We start from the raw sequence: 18,439 nt of genomic DNA, 5'->3' as shown, positions 1-18,439 counted from the left end.
GCGCGGTTGCGGGTTTGCCGCTAAGCCGAACGGATGCTGGATTCCGAGACCAAGCCCGCGCGCACCTTCGCCGATCTTGAACCCGTAAAAAGCGATTCGCTGCTCGCCCTGATCGAGCTTGCGCGAGCTGACACCCGGCCGGAAAAGATCGACGTCGGGGTGGGCGTCTATCGCGACAGCGACGGCAACACGCCGATCCTGCGATCGGTCAAGCAGGCCGAACAGCGGCTGTGGCAAGACCAGACGAGCAAATCCTACCTCGGCGGGCGCGGCGACGTCCGCTTCACGCAGTTGCTGCGCCCGATCGTGCTGGGCGCGCATGACGGGGACGAGCGCATCGCGGGGCTGCAGACGCCGGGCGGTTGCGGCTCGCTGACGCTTGGTTTCAAATTGCTCGAGGCCGGCAATCCCGACGCCCGGGTGTTCGTCGGCACGCCGACCTGGCCCAATCACGTGCCGATCATTCGCGGCACCACGCTCGAGATCGTCGAATATCCGCATTACGACCGCGCCAGCCGCAAGCTGTGCTTCGACCGGATGGCCGAGGCCCTGAAGTCGGCGCGGGCCGGCGACATCGCCTTGCTGCACGGCTGTTGCCACAATCCGACCGGTGCCGACCTCGCGTCGGACGAATGGGCGGAAGTCGCGCGCATCGTCGCGGATCGCGGGATCATTCCGTTCGTCGACTTTGCGTATCAGGGGCTGGGCGACGGGCTGGAGGAGGACGCGGCGGGATTCTGGCGCCTGCTCGACGCCACCGACACGCTGGTCGCGGCGCACAGCTGCGACAAGAATTTCGGCGTGTATCGCGACCGGCTCGGGACGCTGTGGTTCAAGACGCCGGACAAGGCCTCGACCGACATCGCGATGGGCCATGTGCTGCAGATTTCGCGCGAGATGTGGTCGATGCCGCCCGATCACGCTGCAGCGGCGATCCGCATCCTTCTCGACGACGCGGCGCTGACCGCCGACTGGCGGGCGGAGCTCGACACGATGCGCGGACGGATCGCGGCGTTGCGCGACCGCCTGGCCGCCGCGGATTCGGAACTGGCTTACATCGGCGGGCAGAAGGGCATGTTCTCGATGCTGCCGCTGACGCCCGATCAGGTGGTGAAGCTGCGCACCGACCACGCGATCTACATGGCGGACAGCGGCCGGTTCAACATCTGCGGCCTGTCCGACGACCAGGTCGACCGCTTCGCCGCGGCCGTGCTCCAGGTGATGCATGGCTGAAGCCGATGCGGCGCGATTTACCGGCTCGGTGGCCGACTGGGAACGGGTCGTCCGCCTTGTCCTGACGTCCCGCGAGATGGACCGGCTGGAGGAGCAGGAACTCGTCCCGCAAAAGAAGGTGCTGTATCAGTTTTCGGCCCGCGGCCATGACATGGCGCAGGTGCTGCTGGGCATGCAGCTGAAGGATGGCGACGCGGCCTGCGGCTATTACCGGTCGCGGCCGATGCTGCTGGCGCTCGGCGTCGATCTGGCCGATGCGCTGGGATCGGGCATGGGCCTGGCCGGCGGCTATTCCGACGGGCGCGATATCGGCGTCGTGTTCAACTATCCCAACCCGGGCGGCGCGCACGCGCTGCCGATGTGCGGCGGGGTGGGGGCGCAATATACGCCCGCCGCCGGTTGGGCGCAGGCGATCAAGTACAAGCAGGACGTGCTGGGCGATGGGCCGAACGACGCCATCGCGCTGGTGCTGGGTGGTGATGCCAGCGCGGCCACGGGCGGATTTTGGTCCGCGTTAACGATTGCAACGACGCAACAATTGCCGCTGCTAATCTACATTGAGGATAACGGCTACGGCATCTCCGTCCCGTCGGAATATCAGACGCCCGGCAAGGACATCGCGGCGAACCTCGCCAGCTTCCGCGGACTGACGATTTTCAACGGCGACGGCACCGAGCCGGAGCAGGCGGAGAAGCTGATCGCCGAAGCGGTCGGTCATGTGCGGACGAAGCGGTCGCCGGTCTTGCTGCGCCTGACCGTACCGCGTCTAGAAGGGCACAGCGCGCAGGACACGCAGGCCTACAAGACCGAACAGGAGATTGCCGACGAATGGCGCCGCGACCCACTGCCCAAGCTGCGCGCCGCATCGGGGCTGCCGGATAGCCACTGGGAGCAGATCGAGCGCGAAGTCGCTGGCGAAGTCGCTGCTGCGCTGGCGCGGGCCGAGGCGCGGGGCACGTCCGACCCGGCCAACGTGACCAGCAACGTGTTTTTCGAAGGCCAGCGCCAGCAGGTGGGTGGTGGCGCCGGGCTGAGCCTGGACGGCACCACGGACGTTCCGCAACCGGAAGGGCAGCGGATCAACATGGTCACCGCGATCCGCAAGACTTTGGACCAGGAGCTGGACGCCAATCCCCGCGTGCTACTGTTCGGCGAGGACATCGGGCCCAAGGGCGGCGTCCATGCCGTCACGCTCGGCCTGCAGGACAAATACGGGCGCGAGCGGGTGTTCGACACGTCGCTGAACGAGGAAGGGATCATCGGCCGCGCAATCGGCATGGCGCTGGCCGGGCTGATGCCGGTGCCGGAAATCCAGTTCCGCAAATATTCCGAGCCGGCCACCGAGCAGATCCACGATTGCGGGACAATGCGCTGGCGCACGGCCAACCGCTTCGCCGCGCCGATGGTGCTGCGCATTCCAGGCGGTTTCTTCAAATGCGGCGACCCGTGGCATTCGATGACCAACGAGGTCGAGTTCGTGCACAATCCCGGCTGGAAGGTGGCGGTGCCGTCCAATGCCGAGGACGCGGTCGGGCTGCTGCGCGGCGCCCTTCGCGGCAACGACCCGGTGATCTTTTTCGAACATCGCGCGATGCTCGACGACAGCTGGGCGCGGCGGCCGTGGCCGGGCGACGGTTACGTGCTCGACTTTGGCCGGGCGAAGAAGACCCGCGCGGGCGACGCGATCACGATCGTCACCTGGGGCGCGATGGTGCCGCGCTGCGAAGCGGCCGCGGATGGTGTCGACGCCGACGTCATCGACCTGCGCACGCTGATGCCGTGGGACCGCGAGATGGTGCTGGACAGCGTGCGCCGAACGCGCCGCTGCCTGATCGTGCACGAGGATTTGCGGACCGGCGGCTTCGGCGCGGAGATCGCGGCGGTAGTTGCCGACGAAGCGTTTCTCGACCTCGATGCGCCGGTGGCGCGGGTGACGATGCCGGACATCCCCAGCCCGCATCATCCCAAATTGCTCGAATGGGCAGTGCCGTCGGTCGCGGACATCAAGGCCGAGATCGACCGATTGGTGGGCTTCTAGGATGATCGAAGTCCGCGTTCCCGACGAGCAGGAAGGTACCAAGGCGGTCGTCCGTTCCTGGCTCAAGCAGGTCGGTGATACGGTCGCCGAGAACGATCCGCTGGTTGAGCTGGAAACCGACAAGGTCACGCAGGAAGTCCCTGCGCCGGCCGCCGGTGTGCTGAGGGAAATCCTGCTCGACACCGATGCCGAAGCGGTGCCGGGCGATTTGCTTGGCAAGATCGATCCTGACGCCTCCGCTCGTCCTGAGCGGAGTACGAAGCACGAAGTCGAAGGGCGTCAGACGCCCCTGCCGGAGAAGCGCGCCTCGACTTCGCTCAGCACGAACGGCGCCGAGAATCGCCTCAGTCCATCGGTGCGGCGAGCCTGCCTGCAGAATGATATCGACCCAACGCAGATTGAAGGCACCGGCCGAAACGGACGCGTGACGCGTGAAGACGTTGACCGTGTCGTTGCCAGTGGCGGGCAGAAAGCGCCGCCGCCGCGTGCCTTTTCCGCCCAGGATATTCCGCACGACCGGATGCGCTCGAAGATCGCGGAAAACATGGCGCGGGCGGTGGCCGACCAGCCGCACGTCACGGCCGTCTTCGAAGCCGATTTCTCCGCCATCGCCGCGCACAAGGCCGCGTTGGCCGCCAAGGGCCGCAAGCTCAGCTACACCGCTTATATCGTGAAGGCGGCGGCCGGGGCGATGGATGCCGCGCCGGCGATCAATGGCCGCTGGGAATCCGACCGCATCGCCATTTCGCCGACGATCGACATCGGTGTCGGGACCGCGCTGGGTGAAAAGGGGCTGATCGTCCCGGTGGTCAAGGACGCGGGATCGCTGTCGCTCGAGCAGGTCGCGGACAAGCTCGACGACCTTACCCGGCGTGCGCGTGACGGCAAGCTGTCGGGCGGCGACGTTTCGGGCGGGAGCTTCACCATCTCCAATCATGGTGTGTCGGGCTCTCTGCTTGCCGCGCCGATCATCCTGCATCAGGGGCAGGCGGCGATCCTTGGCGTCGGGAAGCTGGAAAAGCGCGTCGTGGTGCGCGAGATCGGCGGGCTGGACGCAATGCTGATCCGGCCCATGGCCTATGTCACCCTGACCATCGACCACCGCGTCGTCGACGGTCATCAAACCAATGCGTGGCTGACGCGTTTCGTCGAGTTGCTGGAGAATTGGCCCGCGGCCTGAGCGCCGCTGCAGGGGGATTAGCATGGCGCGTAAGCCGAGTGGCGGTTCCGATACCGGAGACTATGTCCGCAAGGTCCTGATCGCACTGGCGCTTGGCGCCTGCGTCTTCCTGGCGTGGGAATTGCGCTTCGTGCTGGTGCTTCTGTTCGGCGCGGTCGTAGTCGGCGCCATCATCCGCGCGATCTCCGGTCCCGCGTGCAAATATCTGCACCTGCCCGATCCGTTCGCGGTGTTGCTGGCTGTGGTGGTCCTGTTCGGCACGGTGATCGGCGCGGCCTACTTGATGGGCTCGACCATCATTTCCCAGATGAACCTGCTCAACGAAGCGGTGCCCAAGGCGATCGGCATGGTCGACCAATGGTTCGGCACACTCGGTTTCGATCGCCCCTTCCAGGGTTGGCTGGACGACCTGCAGAAGGGCGGCGGATCGATCATGACCTACCTGGGCGGATGGCTGAGCGCGTTCGGCAACGGCCTGGCCAATTTCCTGCTGGTTGTCTTCGGCGGGATATTCCTTGCCGCGCAGCCCGAATTCTACCGCACCGGCACGATCAAGCTGGTGCCCAAGGCCCGGCGCAGCCTGGTGTCGGAAGCGATGGACGAGTCCGAAACCGCGCTACGGCTGTGGCTCAAGGGGCAGCTGATCTCCATGGTGTTGGTCGGCGTCCTGACCGCATTCGGCCTGTGGGCACTCGGCATCGAGTCCTGGCTTGTGCTCGGCCTGCTTGCCGGACTGTTCGAATTCGTGCCCTTCGCGGGTCCGATCCTGGCAGCGATCCCGGGGATTATGCTGGCGCTCGCCGTCAGTCCCGAGCTCGCCTTCTGGACGGCCATGATCTACATCCTCGTGCAGCACGTCGAAGCCTATCTGATCCAGCCGCTGGTTCAGCAATATGCGGTCGAGCTGCCGCCGGTCGTACTGCTCTTTTCCCTGCTCGCTTTCGGCCTGCTGTTCGGGGCCATCGGCATCTTCTTCGCCGCGCCGCTGGCGGTCGTGACCTACGTGCTGATCAAGCGGCTGTACGTGCGCGAGGCGCTGGACACCGCGACCCCGATCCCGGGCGAGGTCGAAGCCAAGAAGCAGACCGCTAGCCGAAAGTGAAGGCGAAAGCCTGCACGCCGGGGTCAAGGAATTCGATGCGGAAGTTTCGCTCCCCGATCGCGCCCTTGTGCCGGATCAGCTGGTACAGTCGTTCTTCGCGGACCACGCCCATGCCGTTCGCATCGATGTCGCTGCCGGCGTCGCGGCCGGGCGGTTTGCCATCGATCGTCACCCGGAACCGCACCGGCTTGCCGGCCGCACCGGGACCCAGGACAAGGTGCAGGTCGCGGGCGGAAAAGCGCATGGCGATCGACGCACCGGGCGAAAGCGACGTCGCTGCCTGACGTTCGACCCGCCATCGGCCCGAAAGGCCCCAGTCGTTAAGCTTGAAGTGCGGCGCCAGCGCATAGTCGCGCGGCTGGTTGTTGGCGAAGGGACCGGACGTGAACCGGTCGGCGCGGCCATAGCCGAGATAGGTTTCGGGCGACCTGATCCGACTGAAATCGGCGCCAATTTCGTCCGGCCGTGCGGCCTCCGCGCCGGCCATGCGCGGCGACGGCGGGCGCCCGGCCTCGGTCAGCAGCTGGCGGATGACCCGCTCTGACTCTTCATACTTGCCTTCGCCGAAATGGTGATAGCGGACGCGCCCCTGGGCATCGATGAAATAGTGGGCCGGCCAATGATTGTTCTCCATTGCGCGCCACAGGGCATATTTGTTGTCCAGCGCGACCGGATAACGGATGCCGAGGTCGGTGACCGCCTTTTGCACGTTTGCGAGGTCGCGTTCGAACGCGAATTCCGGCGCGTGCACGCCGATCACCACCAGCCCGTCGTCCTTGTAGCGGTCGTACCAGGCGCGGACGTAGGGGATGGAGCGGATGCAGTTGATGCAGCTGTAGGTCCAGAAGTCGATGATCACGACCTTGCCCTTCAGTTGCTCGCGCGTGAGCGGCGGGGAATTGATCCATGGCCCGGTTCCGTCGAGCGGCGGCAACTGACCTTCGACCGGCAGCACAAGCATACCGTTGCGCGTCTCGAGCTCCGTCGACTGGACCTTGTCGCTGACGCCGAGGAGGCGGGCGAGGCTGCTTTCCACGCCGGCGGTCTGCGCCGTCGACAGGTTGGCGAGCACGCGCGTGTCGAGCCCGGCGGCGATCGCGGCGACTCCGACCAGCACGGCGACGCCAAGCACCTTCTTGATGGTTTCGCCAGCGCCCATCGATTTCTTCATCCGCGCGAAAATCTTGCCGCCGGCAAGCAAGGCAATGGCCAGCGACGTCGCCGCGCCCAGCGCATAGGCCAGCAGAAGCAGGGTGGTGTTGGTGCTTGCCCCTTGCAGCGCCGCGGTGGTGAAGATGATGCCGAGGATCGGACCGGCGCACGGGGCCCACAGTAGGCCGGTGGCGACGCCAAGCAGCAGCGAAGACCCGATACCGCGCTTGTTGCCGGTGGTTTCCGTCAGACGCGAACCCCAGGCCACCAGCGGACGGGTCATCCGGTCGGACAACGCCGGAAAGATCAGCGCCAGCCCGAACAGAGCGAGCAGGCCGAGCGCCAGCCAGCGGCCGATCACATTGGCCTGCACCGCCCAGCCGCCCCCGACGGCCGCGAGGGTGGCGACCAAGGCAAAGGTCAGGGCCATGCCCGCGAGCAACGGCAGCCCGCTGCGCACGAACGGCTGGTCCGACCGCGCGAACACGAACGGCAGCACGGGCAGGATGCACGGACTGAGGATGGTCAGGACGCCGCCTAGATAGGCGAGGAGGGCGATCAGCACGGGAGGATATCCATTGCCGGTGGCCGTGGCAGCGGCGGAATGAACGCGGCCTTAGCGTTCGCCCTTTTCGGCAATCGCTTCCGGCTTTTCCCCCGGCACCGCGACGCGGCCGTCATTGGACAGCAGTACCGCGACCCAGCGGGCATTCGGAAAGTGCGCGCAGGCGAACATCACGATCAGCGTCATCGGCACCGCCAGAAATGCGCCCGCCAGTCCCCACAGCCAGCCCCAGAATGCCAGCGACAGGAGGGTCGCGATGGGATCGATGTTCTGCGTCTTGGCCTGCATCCGCGGATAGATGAGGTTGCCGACGACGAACGCGGCGACCTGGATCGCGCCGAACACGAACGCCGCCTGCCACCAGGTCGTGTATTGCAGCAGCGCGAAGAGGGCCGGGACGACCGACCCGACGGTCACGCCGAGGATCGGGATGAAGGACAAAAGGAACAGGATCACCGTCCAGAACAGCGTGTTGTCGAGGCCGATGGCGAACATCGCGATCGCCGCCGGCACGCAAATCATCAGACCGGTGACGGTCTGCACCCAGATGTAGGTCTCGATATCGTCGGCGACGCGGCCCGCCGCCGCCTCGATCCGGCCGCTGCTGCTGGGCAGTTCGGACAGATGGGCGAATTTCTTCCGGGTCTTGGCGCGGCCCGCGATGATGAACAGGAAATAGGTCAGCATCAGCAGCAGCGATGACACGAGGTTGCTGACGCTGCCGGCAAGTTGCCCGGCGAGCTGCGGGATGTTGATGCTGCCGACGAGGGTGGCGATGCTGATTTCGCGCTCGATCCCGGCGCCCCGGCTAAGATCGTGGACGATCGTGTCGATGCGTCCGATCAACGCCGGCGCCTGGGTGACGATCTGCGCCGTGCCTTGCGCGATGACCATCGACGCGACGACCGCGCCGAACAGGACCAGCAGCCCGGCGACCAGCGGCGGCGCCCATCGCGGCGCATTGTCCGACCGGTTGCGGATGAATCGTTCGACCGCGCTGACGAGTACGGCCAGCACCAGCGCCAGGATCAGCGGGATCAGGATCGGGCGGAGGAAATAGAGCAGCGCGATGCCGGCCGCGGTGCCGGTCACCACCATCGCCACGTCGCCCGACCGCTTCGCCATTCCCGCACCCTTCCGCTGACGAATGCCGCCTATAGCAAGGCCGGGCGGGCGGGAAGAGCGGGAAAACCAGCTAGGCCTGTCCAAGCCCATGCCTCTCATAACGGAGGTCGGGCACGGCTACACGGAAGGCCTTACGGCAACATGGCCTGCAGCGCGGCGCCGACAGCCGGTAACGCGACCTCGTCGCCGGGTCTTCATGCTCCCACGCCGTCATCGCCAGCCGTTCCTCCCGGGGCCGTGCGTCATGAATGGCGCGGGCGGTTCGCTCCACCTCTTCGGCGCTGGGTTGCCATGAAAAAGCAGCGAGCACGTCCAGGTCGTCGCGCCGCAGGCCGGGGACGATTTCTCGCCGCGCATGCACGTGCGCGTAGCTGGTGACGAAGGTTGCGACCCGTTCCCTGGCCAGCCTGGTGCGCTTGTCGATCATCCGCCGGCGAACATTAAGCGGCCGAGCGCGGAATGCAGAGGCCAGATAGAGCCAAATTGGCGTGACGCGCGGCTGGCGCGGCCGATATGGCGGGGCGCACGTCGTCGGCTAGCCACGCTCGGGCGCGATACGGGCTCCCGCTGACTTCTAAGATTGCGGGGCGTGGTGTAAGGTCATCGGCACGCCGGATACGCGGAGCTGTTCGAGACTGAGTGTCAGTGCGCCCGGCCCGAGGCAGGTTTTGAGGCGCGCGAAAGGGACGGGAAGGAGCATTTGCGCCCCGTAGAAGGGTGCCCCCTCGGCAAGCTAATCGCTCAGGGCCTTCGTGAGTTCGTGCCTGGCCAGATCGAGATGTACCGCAGCTTCGGGGACGTCACACTCGCCGTCGATGAAGTCCATCGCGTTGGTGACCATCTGCAGCGCGCGATACAGCGCCGCCTTCTCATTCTTGCCGCTCTCTTCGGCCATGCCGCATACTCCGGGAACGCTGGACTGATGCGACCCGCTCGCATGACTGCCTTAGAGATCGATTGCGCAATTGAGCACGGGTTCGGCGCACTTGAGGAGCCTAGTTAAGTACCCCTCAATCAGCTCCCTGCCAACTTCCGTTAACTGGATGGGCACGATGCGCTGGTCAGCGCCCTTGCTCCCGCGCTCCAGGTATCCCCTTTCGGTTAGGGTCTGCTGCCACCGGAATCCGGTAGATTGCGGGACGGCCGACACCAGGCTGAGCGATGTGACGGTCAGGATTTCGCCGCGCGCCGGCAAGCAATAGCAGGCCAGCAAAATGTCCCATGCCGGTTCCCCGAAGATCTCATCGGAGATCAGCTTGTCGCGCAGGCGTCGGGCATCATAGATCTTGCCGGCCAGCTCGACGAGTTCGGCCCGGCTTGGCTTTTTCCGGCGCTTACGCTGGGCTGGGGTGGCCGCTGCGAGGTCGGCATCGTCGACGTGCAGTCGCAGCTCGACACTGAGGCGGACCGGGTCGGGCCCCAGACGCGCATCCTCTGCGACGATCTGCGGAATTGCCAACTTCGTATGTTTGACCACGCTCGGACCCACCTTTGAATTGCAAAATACCGAGCAGTCGGTCTCGCTAAAGGCGGATTACCGACTCCGCAAGAACATCCAGTTCCGATTTGGAATGATCCGACCTGGCTCAAGTTGTTGGAGTTGCTTCCAAATTGAGAGCGGTTGAGCGCGCAATCGTCCAGTGACGCAGGCAAGGTTCCCCCGGCTTTTCAATGGGGAGAAAAACGATGCGTTCTCTATATTTAGCGGTTGGTTCAGCTACACTTGCGCTTGGTTCGGTGCCATCGGTGGCGGCCGCCAAGACTGCAAGCTCGTCTCCGGATCCGAAAACTTCCACTGCTGTCTCGACAGGTCGTCTGTTGCCATTCTCTTATTCTCTCGCCGGCGCCGAGCAGAATGGCGGCACCTATGCAACGACCGCTCCTGCGGCCGTCGCCGCGGATACGCAGGCTGCTCCTGCTGCCAACCAGTGGCGGGTAGCGCAGAAGGAGGCGTTGAAATGGGAGATGGGATATCTGGCGCTCAGCGCAATCGACCTGGCGCTGACGGTCCAGTGTCTCGACGACAACGAATGCGAGGAGAAGAACCCGATCTTCGGCAAGCATCCGAAGACCAGCACGCTGGTCGCCGCGAAGGTTGGCGGAAGCATACTTCACTATCTCGTGTTTAATCACCTCAACAAGCGTGATCCGAAAACGGCCTTGCGGGCGGCACAAATTAGCATCGGGTTGCAAGGGGCCGCGATCGTCGTTGGCCGGGCATTCTGAACTGAGAATGCGGGTGGGCGCCGAGGACAAGCGCCCGCCCTGTTCCGGCACGCTGGTCAGTGCGATTTGGCGGGCAATTTCCAACTGCGCAAGGCCACCAACTGCCGATGCTGCAGCTTGTTAGGCTGGTGGGGCGCATGGCTCCGCCACCCGGCCACACGTGAACCTAGCCTAAGGTCTCAGCCCTGCGGGCGCGTTCCCGTTGCGCTGTACGGGATTTGTACGAAGGGTCGCGGCTTGTTCGTCGCCTGCTCTAGCAAGAACCTGCAAAAGAAACTGGCGCACCCAAGAGGATTCGAACCTCTGGCCTCTGCCTTCGGAGGGCAGCGCTCTATCCAGCTGAGCTATGGGTGCGTGGCGCGCGGCTTAGCGGTCGCGCCAGTGACGGGCAAGCACGATCGCGGCTGGCGGCCCGCCGACGCGCCTGCCCCGTTCCGGGACGGCCGGGACAGGCCGCGACGAATCCGACTCCACGGAATTTCCTTGCTCGCGTAGAACCTTGCGGCGACTCGGGGCCGTTCGCTGAACTGGCACCGGGTTGGGACGCGCACTTGCGTCCGGGGGAAAGCGGTATGGCAATCGGGTCGTACACATTGCAGGCAGCGGCCGACACCCGCACGGCGGCGCCCCCGCACATCCAGAAAATCCAATCCGTTACGCGTCTGGCCAGGCGCACGCTATCGTCGTGCCGCGTGGCGATGGCGAGCGGATAATCTGACCGGGGGGACACGCCGTGCCGACGATCTTGTACAGAACTACCGCCACCGCGGGCGATGACTTCCTAATCCAATACACCGGAAGCCAGGTTGCCGACGGTCTTGAAGGCGACGACTTCATCCTCGCCGACAGCTTCACGCCCTTCGCGACCGGCACGACCAATTCGTCCGCTTCGCCACAGAATACCGACAATTATCTGGCGTGGACGACGATGGAGAATCCGTTCTTCAACGATGCGGCGATCCCCCACACCAGCCTCTACATCATCGCTGACGCAGGCCAGACCCATTACAGCTCCGTCACCATCGGCGCGGGCCAGACCATCACGGTCGATATCGATTTCGGATCGAACCAGCTGATTGGCACGGACACCGACGTTGTCGTTACTATCTATAATTCATCCGGCACCTTGGTCGCGTCGAGCGACGATGGAAACGGGACTTTCGACCTCGGCGACGAAGGCAGCAATTCCGGCGTGGACTCGTTCGTGACCTTCACCAACGAGAGCGCCTCAGAGGAAGTCTTTACGATCCGCTTTTCCGAATATGGGGACCAGATATTCGAGGGAGGGGAAACTTTCGTCGCCAACATCTCGGTCACCGGGCATCCAAGCTCGGGCGATGGAGGCGGTAACGATCTCCTTCATGGCGGTCTCGGTAACGACACGATTGCCGGGCAATGGGGCGACGACTCGCTCTATGGCGACGATGGTAATGACGTCCTGATCGGGGGGACGGGGACCGATATCCTCGATGGAGGCGAAGGCGAAGACCGGGTGTCCTATGCCGACGCGTCGTCGGCCGTCGACGTCGATCTCAGGATCACGTCCGGACAGAATACCGAGGGCGCCGGCACGGACACGCTGATCGCGATCGAGCAGGTCAGCGGATCCGCATTCGGTGACCGACTTGTCGGAAACGATTCGAACAATACGCTTTTCGGCTCGGGCGGCGATGACGTCCTGATTGGCGGGCTGGGTAACGACGCGCTTAATGGAGGCTATGGTATCGATACGGTGGACTACCGGTCGGCGACCGCCTCCATCAGCATGGTTGGCGGTAACGTCACCGGAGGCGCCGGCTCCGATACACTCTCTTCCATCGAGAATATCATCGGCTCGAATTACAACGATACGATCGAGGGCACTTCGACAGACAATGTCCTCAGAGGCGAGGACGGTTCGGACACGATCAGGGGCGGACTGGGCGACGACATCCTCGATGGCGGTGAAGGCAATGACACGGTTTCCTATGCCGGCCTGATGGATGGGGTGACCGTGGACCTGAACCGCTCCGGTGCGCAAGACACCGGCGGAGGCGGGGTCGACACGCTCAGCGACTTCGAAGACATCACTGGCACGTTCAACAACGATACGCTGATCGGCGACGATCAGAATAATGTCCTCGATGGCGCGATCGGCGACGATCAGGTGTTGGGCGGAGGCGGCAACGACATCATTTACGCCTATCTGGGCAATGATTTCGTCGACGGCGGCGATCAGAACGATATCGTCTACGCCAATGACGGGAGCGATGTTCTTCTCGGTGGCTCTGGCGCGGACATCCTCTACGGGGAGGCGGGAACCGACACATTGTTTGGCGGTGCCGATGCCGACATCATTTCCGGCGGGATCGAGAATGATACCCTCTACGGCGACGATGGGGACGATATCCTCTCGGGTGATGCAGGCGCCGACCGGCTCTACGGCGGTGCGGACAACGATACCCTTCGCGGGCTGGCCGGGACCGACACTCTTGACGGCGGCACGGGACGTGACCGAGCTGACTATAGCGCCGCCACCGGTGACATTTACATCGATCTGTCCGAGACGGACTATCAGTATACGTTTAGCGACGGCTACGACCGGCTCACGTCGATCGAGGACGTGCAAGGGTCCGCATATAATGACGAGCTAGTCGGAAGCAGCGCCAACAATGAGCTAAATGGTGGAGCTGGCAACGATACTCTCATGGGTGCGGCCGGCGACGACGTGCTTGTAGGCGGTATCGGCGTCAATTTGCTGTTCGGCGGCGACGGACGCGATACGGCATCTTATGCAGGCGCTGAGGTCGGGGTCAGCGTAAGCCTGGCGATAAGCGAGCAGCAGACCGTCAACATTACGACGCTGGACACGCTTTCAGGCATCGAAAACCTGCGCGGATCGTCGCATGACGACGCGCTGATCGGCGATGACGCCATCAACTACCTTTATGGCGACACCGGTGCCGATTCCCTGTCGGGCGGGCTTGGCAACGACCGGCTGTACGGCGAAGCGGGCATCGACACGTTGAACGGGGGTGGCGGCGACGATGTCCTCGACGGCGGCTTCGACAACGACACCATGAACGGCGGCGCGGGCAACGACCGGATCTCCGACGGTCGCGGCAACAACACGCTGAACGGCGGCGACGGCGATGACGAGCTGACCGCTGGCGGCGGCGAAGATCTCCTCAACGGCGACGACGGCAACGATCTTGCCTTCGGCGGCAACGGCATCGACACGCTCAACGGCGGCGCCGGCGACGACCACCTGCGCGCCGGCAACGACGACGACACGCTAAACGGGCAGGCGGACAACGACCGCCTGGTGGCCGGCAACGGCAACGACGGCCTGCACGGCGGGACCGGCAACGACCTGCTGTACGGCGATGCCGGCAACGATACGCTGAACGGCAGCGACGGCGCCGACCAGCTGTACGGCGGCGAGAACAGCGACACGCTGACGGGTGGGACCGGCGTCGACCGCTTCCGCCTCGACTCCCTGATTGGCCGCGACACGATCACCGATTTTTCCGTAGTCGACGATTTCCTGATGCTCGACGCCGCGACCTTTACCGCTTTCACCGCCAACGGCACGCTCAACGCCTCGATGCTGCGGCTGGGCGGCAGCGCCGCGGATGCCAACGACTATCTGATCTACGACCAGGCGACCGGCCGCATCTTCTACGACGCCGACGCCAACGGGGCAGGCGCGCAGCAGTTGATCGCGACGGTCACAGTCGGCACGGCGCTGACCAGCGCGGACATTGTCATCTACGGCGCCACGGCGTCGACCGCGATGGCGCCCGCGTCTGCGCCGGGGCCCGTGGCGATGGAGCTGCCGGTGATCGAACCGCTGAATGCCCGGCATGAAATCACGGCGGCCGAGCCGGTGCGCACGCCGTGGTTCGACCAGGAGCCGCTCGACTATCTGCTGCTCTAGACCATCGTTTTCGCGCCAGGCCAAAGATCAAAAAACCGGCTTTAAGTCATTAGAATAATAACGTAAAAGCGCCGCGTGATTCGTGGTGGCGGGGACTTGTGCTGCACGGATCCGGGGCGCGCGTCGTGCGTGAGTGGGGTTTGGGTAATGCGTGCAGCGTATCGCGGCGGAACACTGAGGGCGGAAGGCAGGCCGTGCCGTTCCGCAATGCCCGATTTTCAGAACGCATCGACCTGGCCGGCATCATGCCCGGCACGGGCCGCAACCGCTTAGCCAGCGCCGTCCGCCTAAGCTAACCGGGGAGGGGATTTTTTCATGCCAACGCAATTGTACAGGAACGCTCCGACCGCCGGTGACGATTTCATCGTCCTGACGACTGGCAGCGACAGCGTATCGGGCGGCGAAGGCGACGACCTGATCATCGGCGACAGCCTCGCTCCCTTCCCGACCGGCGTATCGACGTCGCAGCTAGCGCCATTCAACATCGACGATGCAGCGTACTGGTCGGTGCTGGAAAACCCGTTGTTCGGGAATGCCGCCACGCCGCACACCAGCCTCTATATCCAGGCTGACGGCGCTGATTATTATTATGCGTCGGTCATGGTCGGTGCCGGCGAGACAGTCACCATCGACATTGACTTCGGTAATCTGTCGCCGATCGGTGTCGACGTGGACGTCGCTCTTCGCCTGTTCGATTCGGCCGGCGTGTTCGTCGCGGATAACGACGATGGCGGGCGGACCAGCGTCAACGGCGACGAGGCTCCAGGGACAATTACGACAGCTTCCTGCAGTTCACCAACACCACCGGTTCGGCCCAGACGTACACGATCCAGTTTTCGGAATATTTCGAGACTTTCGCGGCCGCGCAGACCTTCGTTGCCAATATTTCCGTCACGGGTCACGCGGCGGCTGCGGCCAGCGGCGGCGACGACAATCTTCACGGCGATGTCGGCGACGATGTGATTTCCGGCGGGGCTGGCAACGACAGCATCTATGGCGGCCCGGGTGCGGATGTGCTCAGCGGCGGGTCGGGCAACGACGTCATCGACGGCGGCACCGGCCGCGACCGGGTTACGTACGCCGACGCGACTTCGGGCGTCAGCGTAAACATGGAACTGGGCGGTCCGCAGGACACGCTCGGTGCCGGCACCGACACGCTCATCGGGGTCGACGATCTCACGGGATCGCAGTTCGACGATGTGCTGCGAGGCGACGGCAACCAGAACGAGATCTCCGCGCTGGGCGGCAACGATACCGTCGTCGTGACCGGCTACAATGATGTCGTGCATGGCGGCGAGGGGATCGACACGCTCGACCTTTCTCAAGTCGCGGGCGAGGGCTTCACCTTTTTCGAATTCGGTACCGGACAAGTCAGCGGGTCATCCGCGTTCGCGCTGACCGACGGCTTCGAAAACTACATCGGCACGACGGGTGACGATTACGTCACCGATGTGGCCGGGTCCAACGTCATCAGCACAGGCGATGGAAACGACAGCATAAAGGTGGTTGGCGGCGACGATACGCTTGACGGTGGACAAGGCACCGACCTCCTCGACTTTGGCCAGGCGGGCGCGGGCGTAACCGTGGACCTCAGCGTCACCGGCCCTCAAGACACCGGCATCGGCAGCACCCAGATTACCGGCTTCGAAAATATCGAAGGCTCGGCCTTCAACGACACGCTGTCCGGCAATGGATCGGCCAATGTCATAACCGGTCGTGACGGCAACGATGTCATCGTCGGCGGCTCTGGCGCCGGCGCCGACTATCTCTACGGGGATGGCGGCAATGATAGCCTCACTGGCGGCAGCGCCGACGATTTCCTTGAAGGCGGCACGGGCGACGACGCGCTCGCCGGCGGGTCCGGCGACGACAGCCTTCAAGGCGGAGCCGGAAACGACCTGCTCGACGGCGGTGAGGGAATCGACCTCGCGGATTACGGATTGGCAGGGTCGAGCGTCTACATCGACCTGAGCAACTCGGGCGCGCAGAACACCGGGCAGGGGGTCGACACCCTCATCTCAATTGAATCGATCATTGGTACCTTCTACGGCGACGTGCTGACCGGCAACGCCGCCGCCAATGACATCAAGGGCGGCAACGGCGACGATGTAATCGCGGCTGGGGACGGCGACGACCTGGTGAATGGGGGCATGGACTCCGATGTGATCACGGGCGGGGCCGGCGCCGACACGCTCATCGGTGACTGGGGGAATGATCGCGTGTTCGGCGAGGCCGGCGATGACATCCTGTCCGGCGGTATGGACAACGACCAGTTGTTTGGCGGAGCCGGTAACGACGTTCTCAACGGCGGATTGGGCGACGACCGGATCGACGGCGGCGCCGGCCGCGACTTGGTGACGTACGCCGATGCGACGATCGGAATTCAGGTGGACCTCAGCCAGCCGGCCGGGTCCTTTACCAACGGTGCCGGCACCGACATCTTCTCCTCCGTCGAGGATGTCGAAGGCTCGTCGCAAGCCGACTTCCTGTTCGGCGACGCGGTCGCGAATCTGTTGTCAGGTCTGGGGTCCAACGATTGGCTGAAGGGCAATGGCGGCAACGACACGCTGCGCGGCGGCGCGGGCGATGACCGCCTGCAGGGCGGCGACGGCGTGGACACGGCCGATTATTCGCAAGCCGCCGGCGCGGTTACGGTCAGCCTCGCCACCGTTGATTTCCAGGAGACCCTTGGTGACGGAAAGGACATCCTGACGGAAATCGAAAACCTGAGTGGTTCGGCCTTTGGCGACACGCTGACCGGCGACGATGGCGGCAACGTGCTGCGCGGCGGCGCGGGCAACGACGTGCTCGACGGCGGCATGGGCAACGATCGCCTGCTCGGCGACGCCGGCAACGACACTCTCCACGGCGGCGGCGGGGACGACAACCTCGACGGCGGGTTCGACGACGACACGCTCAACGGCGGGCTCGGCAACGACCGGCTGTACGACGGGCGCGGCAACAACGTCTTCAATGGCGGCGACGGTAATGACGAGATCACGGCCGGCGGCGGCACCGACACGCTCAACGGTGACGACGGCGACGATCTCGCTTTCGGCGGTAACGGCATCGACACGCTGAACGGCGGCGAGGGCGCTGACCATCTGCGCGCTGGCAACGACGGGGACACGCTCAACGGCGGGGCGGGCGACGACCGGCTGGTCGCGGGCAACGGCAACGACACCGCGGACGGCGGCATCGGCAACGACCTCGTCTACGGCGATGCGGGCAATGACGTGCTCACGGGCGGCGATGGCGACGACCAGATTTTCGGCGGCGCCAACAGCGACACGCTGACCGGCGGTGCGGGCGTCGACCGGTTCCGGCTCGACTCGCTCCTGGGCCGCGACGTGATCACCGACTTTTCGGTGGTCGACGATTTCCTGATGCTCGACGGATCGGTATTCACCGCCTTCCACGCCAACGGCAAGCTCAATGCGTCGATGCTGCGCTTCGGCACCAGCGCGGCGGATGCCAACGATTACCTGATCTACGACCAGGCAAGCGGCCGGCTGTTCTACGACGCCGACGGCAACGGCGCGGGCGCGCAACAATGGGTCGCCAGCTTGACCGCCGGGACTGCGCTGACCAGCGCGGATATCACCATTTACGGAGCCAGCGCGACGGCGATGAACGCGCCCGCATCCGAAGCGGGCACGCCAATGACGGCAGAGCTTCCCGCGATCGAGGCCTTGCATGGGCCGCAGGCCGACACGCCGGTGGAATATGCCGCTAGCCTGTGGTTCGATCGCGAGCCGTCCGACCATCTGTTCCTCTGAAGATCGAAGGTAATAACCTTCGATAAGGCTAGCCAAAGCGCCGTGATAATCGGTTATAAGTACCGATAATTACGGGGTAAAAGTCTGCCGCGAATCGCGGCGGGGACTTGGGGGCTCCGG

13 protein-coding genes and 1 tRNA gene are annotated in these 18,439 nt (G+C 64.6%); 8 read left to right on the top strand and 6 right to left on the bottom strand.

Translation table 11 applies throughout. From position 1 onward, the window contains the following. The first annotated feature begins 33 nt into the window (after positions 1 to 33). Genes H8M03_RS04025 through H8M03_RS04010 form a run of 4 tightly spaced genes read left to right on the top strand, consistent with a single transcriptional unit; the run spans position 34 to position 5,553 of the window. Positions 34 to 1,233: an amino acid aminotransferase gene (locus H8M03_RS04025; RefSeq protein ID WP_187480463.1), complete on the top strand. Its 1,200-nt coding sequence runs from the start codon at positions 34 to 36 to the stop codon at positions 1,231 to 1,233. Next, on the top strand, positions 1,226 to 3,271 hold the full coding sequence (locus H8M03_RS04020) for an alpha-ketoacid dehydrogenase subunit alpha/beta (protein WP_187480462.1): 2,046 nt from the start codon (positions 1,226 to 1,228) through the stop codon (positions 3,269 to 3,271). Before H8M03_RS04025 ends, H8M03_RS04020 begins: the two co-directional genes overlap by 8 nt. A 1-nt stretch (position 3,272) precedes the next feature. Then, entirely contained in the window at positions 3,273 to 4,451 is a 1,179-nt protein-coding gene (locus H8M03_RS04015) for a dihydrolipoamide acetyltransferase family protein (protein ID WP_187480461.1), read from the top strand. 22 nt (positions 4,452 to 4,473) lie between these two features. Continuing rightward, on the top strand, positions 4,474 to 5,553 hold the full coding sequence (locus H8M03_RS04010; RefSeq protein WP_187480460.1) for an AI-2E family transporter: 1,080 nt from the start codon (positions 4,474 to 4,476) through the stop codon (positions 5,551 to 5,553). On the opposite strand, the gene H8M03_RS04005 is transcribed toward H8M03_RS04010, so the two are convergent. The 5 genes from H8M03_RS04005 to H8M03_RS03985 all read right to left on the bottom strand — a co-directional run bounded on the left by H8M03_RS04005 (position 5,540) and on the right by H8M03_RS03985 (position 9,872). Then, entirely contained in the window at positions 5,540 to 7,270 is a 1,731-nt protein-coding gene (locus H8M03_RS04005; protein ID WP_187480459.1) for a cytochrome c biogenesis protein DipZ, read from the bottom strand. The two genes, H8M03_RS04010 and H8M03_RS04005, sit on opposite strands and share 14 nt — an antisense overlap. 51 nt (positions 7,271 to 7,321) lie before the next feature. Next, positions 7,322 to 8,395, bottom strand: a complete 1,074-nt coding sequence (locus H8M03_RS04000) for an AI-2E family transporter (RefSeq protein ID WP_187480458.1) — start codon at positions 8,393 to 8,395, stop codon at positions 7,322 to 7,324. Between the two features lie 70 nt (positions 8,396 to 8,465). Next, positions 8,466 to 8,822: a hypothetical protein gene (locus H8M03_RS03995; protein WP_187480457.1), complete on the bottom strand. Its 357-nt coding sequence runs from the start codon at positions 8,820 to 8,822 to the stop codon at positions 8,466 to 8,468. Positions 8,823 to 9,128: 306 nt separating this feature from the next. Further along, positions 9,129 to 9,290 (bottom strand): hypothetical protein, encoded by a 162-nt coding sequence (locus H8M03_RS03990; protein ID WP_187480456.1) that lies wholly within the window; start codon positions 9,288 to 9,290, stop codon positions 9,129 to 9,131. Positions 9,291 to 9,341: 51 nt separating this feature from the next. Beyond that, entirely contained in the window at positions 9,342 to 9,872 is a 531-nt protein-coding gene (locus tag H8M03_RS03985) for a helix-turn-helix domain-containing protein (RefSeq protein WP_187480455.1), read from the bottom strand. A gap of 209 nt (positions 9,873 to 10,081) precedes the next feature. Here H8M03_RS03985 and H8M03_RS03980 point away from each other — a divergent pair, with 209 nt between their 5' ends. Continuing rightward, positions 10,082 to 10,621 carry a hypothetical protein gene (locus H8M03_RS03980; protein WP_187480454.1) on the top strand — a complete coding sequence of 180 codons (540 nt, stop codon included), beginning with the start codon at positions 10,082 to 10,084 and terminating at the stop codon, positions 10,619 to 10,621. 277 nt (positions 10,622 to 10,898) lie between these two features. Here the strand turns inward: H8M03_RS03980 and H8M03_RS03975 are convergent. Further along, a tRNA-Arg gene (locus H8M03_RS03975) sits at positions 10,899 to 10,975 on the bottom strand. Positions 10,976 to 11,354: 379 nt separating this feature from the next. On the opposite strand from H8M03_RS03975, the gene H8M03_RS12870 reads away from it, so the two are divergent. The 3 genes from H8M03_RS12870 to H8M03_RS12865 all read left to right on the top strand — a co-directional run bounded on the left by H8M03_RS12870 (position 11,355) and on the right by H8M03_RS12865 (position 18,319). Continuing rightward, positions 11,355 to 14,540, top strand: coding sequence for a calcium-binding protein (locus H8M03_RS12870; protein ID WP_187480453.1), 3,186 nt, complete (start codon positions 11,355 to 11,357; stop codon positions 14,538 to 14,540). Between the two features lie 315 nt (positions 14,541 to 14,855). After that, a complete protein-coding gene (locus tag H8M03_RS12695) occupies positions 14,856 to 15,503 on the top strand; it encodes a hypothetical protein (RefSeq protein WP_246449082.1) in 648 nt (215 codons plus the stop codon). After that, positions 15,500 to 18,319, top strand: a complete 2,820-nt coding sequence (locus tag H8M03_RS12865) for a calcium-binding protein (RefSeq protein ID WP_281400251.1) — start codon at positions 15,500 to 15,502, stop codon at positions 18,317 to 18,319. Before H8M03_RS12695 ends, H8M03_RS12865 begins: the two co-directional genes overlap by 4 nt. Positions 18,320 to 18,439 lie beyond the last annotated feature (120 nt).

It is taken from the genome of Sphingomonas sabuli, assembly GCF_014352855.1.
Lineage (GTDB): Bacteria > Pseudomonadota > Alphaproteobacteria > Sphingomonadales > Sphingomonadaceae > Sphingomicrobium > Sphingomicrobium sabuli.
This window is presented reverse-complemented; position numbering and strand designations above follow the sequence as displayed.

Excerpts from the sequence above, each read along its gene's own strand:
- H8M03_RS04025 (WP_187480463.1), top strand. The coding sequence starts at position 34 with ATGCTGGATTCCGAGACCAAGCCCGCGCGCACCTTCGCCGATCTTGAA.
- H8M03_RS04020 (WP_187480462.1), top strand. The coding sequence starts at position 1,226 with ATGGCTGAAGCCGATGCGGCGCGATTTACCGGCTCGGTGGCCGACTGG.
- H8M03_RS04015 (WP_187480461.1), top strand. The coding sequence starts at position 3,273 with ATGATCGAAGTCCGCGTTCCCGACGAGCAGGAAGGTACCAAGGCGGTC.
- H8M03_RS04010 (WP_187480460.1), top strand. The coding sequence starts at position 4,474 with ATGGCGCGTAAGCCGAGTGGCGGTTCCGATACCGGAGACTATGTCCGC.
- H8M03_RS04000 (WP_187480458.1), bottom strand. The coding sequence starts at position 8,395 with ATGGCGAAGCGGTCGGGCGACGTGGCGATGGTGGTGACCGGCACCGCG.
- H8M03_RS03995 (WP_187480457.1), bottom strand. The coding sequence starts at position 8,822 with ATGATCGACAAGCGCACCAGGCTGGCCAGGGAACGGGTCGCAACCTTC.
- H8M03_RS03990 (WP_187480456.1), bottom strand. The coding sequence starts at position 9,290 with ATGGCCGAAGAGAGCGGCAAGAATGAGAAGGCGGCGCTGTATCGCGCG.
- H8M03_RS03980 (WP_187480454.1), top strand. The coding sequence starts at position 10,082 with ATGCGTTCTCTATATTTAGCGGTTGGTTCAGCTACACTTGCGCTTGGT.
- H8M03_RS12695 (WP_246449082.1), top strand. The coding sequence starts at position 14,856 with ATGCCAACGCAATTGTACAGGAACGCTCCGACCGCCGGTGACGATTTC.